General features: G+C 47.1%; 1 protein-coding gene. It reads right to left on the minus strand.

The window, feature by feature from the left end; translation table 11 throughout:
- On the minus strand, window positions 1-4,915 hold a 4,915-nt coding region (locus ACFQ21_RS15290; protein ID WP_377580144.1), incomplete at both ends, for a beta strand repeat-containing protein.

A 4,915-nucleotide genomic window follows, 5' to 3' on the forward strand; every position in this document is an offset into this window, starting at 1 on the left:
GTCTGTTACCTGTGCTGAACCATCCGCTGGATTACAATCGGCCTGGTGCGTCAGTGTTATAGCGGCCTGCTCGATAGCGATTACAGGAAGATCATCCGTTACGGTAAAGGTAGCAGTTGATAAACAGCTGTTGCCCGGAGATACATTATCCGTTACACGTACAGTATATGTACCGGCAGGTAACTGAGAAGCTGTCTCTCCGTTGGCTCCGCCCACTACACCTACCGTTGTGCCAAGTGCTGTCGTTGTTGTGTTGCCTTCGAACCATTCGATCGTGAAGTCGGCTACAGGAGCGCCTCCGTTGATCTGAACCGTGATCGTTCCGTTCGGTGTAGCACCAACGCAGTTGGTGTTGCTCGTAATAGTCTCAGAAATTGCCGGAGGAATTGAATTATCATCCACCGTAAACTGAACCAGCGGAGAAGCACAATTTGAAGTTGTGTTTGTTGCCTTAACAAAATAGTTATCAGCCGCGAGCAGAGCTCCTACTGTCGCAGTAGTTCCGCCTGAAGGAATGGCAGTTACGCCATCGTTCATAAACCATTCAAATGTATAGCCTGTTGTTCCACCTGATGAAGCGCCATCGATGAGTACATCGGTAACATTCGCAGAACCATTCACAGGATTACAATCTGTCTGATCCGTTACAACAAGATTTGCTGTAGGAATAGATATAGCATACGGATCATCGTTAATCGCGAAGGTTGCTGTTGCTTTACAACTGTTGGTTGTATTGGTTACCTGAACAGTATAGAATCCACCGAAGATGTCAATCGCTGTGTGCCCTGGTGCTTGAACATTGGCAACCGGTAAAGCAGGATCCGTTATAAATTTACCATCATGCCATGCATAGGTATATCCTGCTGCCGGTGTTGCAGTTCCATCTACCGTTAGCGCAATTGAACCTGTTCCTTCGGCAGCACCTGTACAATTCTTGTTATCGATTAATGCGTTCGCAGTAATAACAGGTTCTACTGTATTATCAACAATCGTGATATCATTTGGAGCAGAAGTACATCCCGGCAAGGCAGGGTTGGTCTCAACAGCCAGGATAGTATAGTTTCCAGCGGCAAGACCGTTCACTACGGTTGAAGGCTCTGTACCTGGAACAGTCAGTACCAGTGTACCTTTCTGATATACCCGTATTGAATACCAGGTCTGATCAACCGTAGGGTTCGCTGTCTTCGTACCAATGCTTGGAGTAATGGTAGCATCAAATGCACCATCAGGCACAGCACAGTTTGTCTGCGGGAAAGTTAACACGCTCAACAGAGCTGCTTCATCACTATACGGAAGATTGATCACGAGTGAATCGCGGCAACCGGTAGTCAAATCCACAGCAATTACAGTATGCAGGCCACTCACGATCTGTTCACCCGATGCTGCATTTGAAATACGGTTTGAGTTTACCGGGAAATCAAAACCATTTCCTTCGAAGGTCATTCCAACGTTCTTGTCACCGAGGTACCACAGGAAGTCAAATCCAGCAACGTTCACCGGAGAAGATGCCGATGCTCCTAACTGTCCTGTTCCTGCATTACAGATTGCCGGAATAACACGTTCGCCCAGAAGCTGTGTAATCGTAATCGCTGTTGTAGGCGCATTGTCTACATTGAGCGTAAACGGTGCCTGAACATCACAACCCAAAACATTATTCACAGCTGATACAGTATAGATACCTGCACCGACACCGCTTAGAACATTGGTTGTTGTCGCATAATCCGGAGTCGCTTTTTGCGCATTTCCGTTATACCATGAGAATGTATAGTCACCAACAGCACCTATACTTACACTGGCCGTGATACTTCCGTTAGCCGGAGCACAATTGGTAACATCAGCTGAAGTTGCTGTTATAGTCGGAAGTACAATGTTGTTGGTGATGGTTACTTCTACCGTGCCGGCACAACCCGTCACGTTATCAATGGCCTGTACAGTATATATACCGGATGCAAGCCCCGCTACCACAGCTGCAGGAGATCCTGCAACTTCATTTATAGCTAATGTATTTTGTCCTTTGAAAATATGGAACACGTGATTGGTAGTGAAACCACCTACGTTTGCAGAGATAGAGCCGTTTGATTTCGTAACATCACATGCCGTGTTGCTGGAAGGTGTTGCACTTACAACCGGATCAACGGTATTGTCGAGAACAGTAACAGTTGCTTTTGCCGACTGACATTTTGTATCGTTGCTTACTGCAACAACGGTGTAGTCACCCGCGAGTCTTCCGACATAGGTCACACCCACAAAATTAGCAGCCGCGATGTTTGGCGATGCTACATTTCCATTGAACCAGTAGAATGTATAGTCGGTTGTGTTACCCGCTACATTCGCGGAAACCTGACCGTTACCTGTGCTACAGATCGTCTGATGTGCATCAACCGCTGCCGTCACAACCGGATTTACCTGGTTATTGGTAATCGTCACTTGTGCAGTGCTTGAGCAGCCCGTTGTGTTGTCTACTGCTTTCACTGTATAGGTTCCTGCGGCAAGGTCTGTTGCTACTGCCGTGTTACTTTTCACAGATCCGTTAGTACCGGCACCAGCATACCACGTAAAGGTATAGCCCGCTGTTGCACCGCCAACATTGGCAGAAGCTTCTCCATTCGGATTCGCAAGATCACAACTTGTCTGGTTAACCGTTGCTGTTGCAATTACAGGATCTACGCTGTTATCGTTAACCGTTACCGTAGCTTTCGCGGACTGACATTTTGTATTGTTATCCACCGCTACAACGGTATAGGTACCCGCTGTTCTGCCATTGTAGATTGCGCCCGTATGATCAGGTGTTGCAATATTTGGTGTCGCTATATTTCCATTAAACCAGTAGAAGGTATAGTCTGTTGTGTTACCCGCTACATTCGCTGAAACCTGACCGTTACCTGCGCTACAGATGGTTTGATGGGCATCAACCACTGCCGTTACCACAGGGTTCACCAGATTATTGATAATCGTTACCTGTGCTGTGCTTGAACAGCCTGTACCGTTGTTGACTACTTTAACTGTATAAACGCCGGCAGGTTGATCTATTATCGTAGCGGTATTACCTTTTATCGCTCCGCTGGTACCGCTTCCTGCATACCAGGTAAAGGTATAGCCTGCCGTTACACCGCCCACATTTGCTGATGCTTCTCCGTTCGGATTTACAGCATCACAGCTTGTCTGGTTAACCGTAGCTGTCGCAATAACCGGATTCACGCTGTTATCATTAACGGTTACCGTAGCTTTTGCTGATTGACATTTTGTATTGTTATCTACCGCTACAACGGTATAGGTACCCGCTGTTCTTCCATTGTAGACTGCCCCTGTATGATCAGGCGTTGCAATGTTTGGTGTTGCTATATTTCCATTGAACCAGTAGAATGTATAGTCGGTCGTGTTACCCGCTACATTCGCTGAAACCTGACCGTTACCTGCGCTACAGATTGTCTGATGTGCATCAACTGCTGCTGTTACTACAGGATTTACAAGGTTATTGATAATGGTTACTTGTGCTGTGCTTGAACAGCCTGTAGCATTACTAACAACCTTAACAGTATATGTACCAGCAGCCAGAAGATTGATCGCTGCTCCCGTACCGTTTACAGTTCCACTTGTACCAGCACCTACGTACCAGGTAAAGGTATACCCTGCCGTTACACCACCTACATTTGCTGACGCTTGTCCATTTGGTGTGTTCGTATCGCAGCTTGTCTGGTTAACCGTAGCAGTCGCGATAACCGGATTCACACTGTTATCATTAACTGTCACCGTAGCTTTCGCGGACTGACATTTTGTATTGTTATCCACCGCTACAACGGTATAGGTACCCGCTGTTCTTCCATTGTAGACTGCCCCCGTATGATCAGGTGTTGCAATGTTTGGTGTTGCTATATTTCCATTAAACCAGTAGAATGTATAGTCCGTTGTGTTACCCGCTACGTTCGCTGATACCTGACCGTTACCTGCGCTACAGATTGTCTGATGTGCATCAACTGCTGCTGTTACTACAGGATTTACCAGGTTATTGATAATGGTTACTTGTGCCGTGCTTGAACAGCCTGTAGCAGTGCTCACTACTTTTACTGTATAAACACCGGCTGGGAGATCTGTTATCGCAGCCGTAGTGCCTTTTACCGTTCCACTTGTACCGCTACCAGCGTACCACGCAAAGGTATAGCCTGCCGTTACGCCCCCTACACTTGCTGACGCCTGTCCATTCGGTGTGTTGGTATCGCAGCTTGTCTGATTTACCGTAGCAGTCGCGATAACCGGATTTACACTATTATCATTAACCGTTACAGTAGCTCTTGCTGAAGGACATTTCGTATTGTTGCTAACGGCCACAACGGTATAGGCACCTGCAGTTCTTGCGCCATATACAGCACCGGTATGATCAGGTGCCGCAAGGTTTGGTGTCGCTATATTCCCATTGAACCAGTAGAAGGTATAGTCGGTTGTGTTACCGGCTACATGGGCTGACACCTGACCGTTACCTGCACTACAGATATTCTGATGCGCATCGACAACTGCTGTCACTACCGGGTTCACCAGGTTGTCAATAATAGTTACCTGTGCAGTGCTTGAACAGCCCGTGGCATTGTTATCTACTTTTACCGTATATACACCTGCTGCAAGGCCCGTTGCCAAAGCCGCGTTGCCTTTTATAGTTCCGCTTGTACCGGCACCTGCATACCAGGTGAAAGTATACCCAGCCGTTACACCACCTACATTCGCTGACGCCTGTCCATTCGGTGTGTTTGTATCGCAGCTTGTCTGGTTAACCGTTGCTGTTGCAATTACAGGAGCTACTGTATTATTGTTCACAATTACAGTAACCTTTGCTGACTGACATTTCGTGTTGTTATTTACCGCTACAACGGTGTAAGCACCCGCTGTTCTTCCGCTATATACTGCACCTGTAAAATCAGGAGCT

It is taken from the genome of Ohtaekwangia kribbensis, from assembly GCF_042676245.1.
Lineage (GTDB): Bacteria > Bacteroidota > Bacteroidia > Cytophagales > Cyclobacteriaceae > Ohtaekwangia > Ohtaekwangia kribbensis.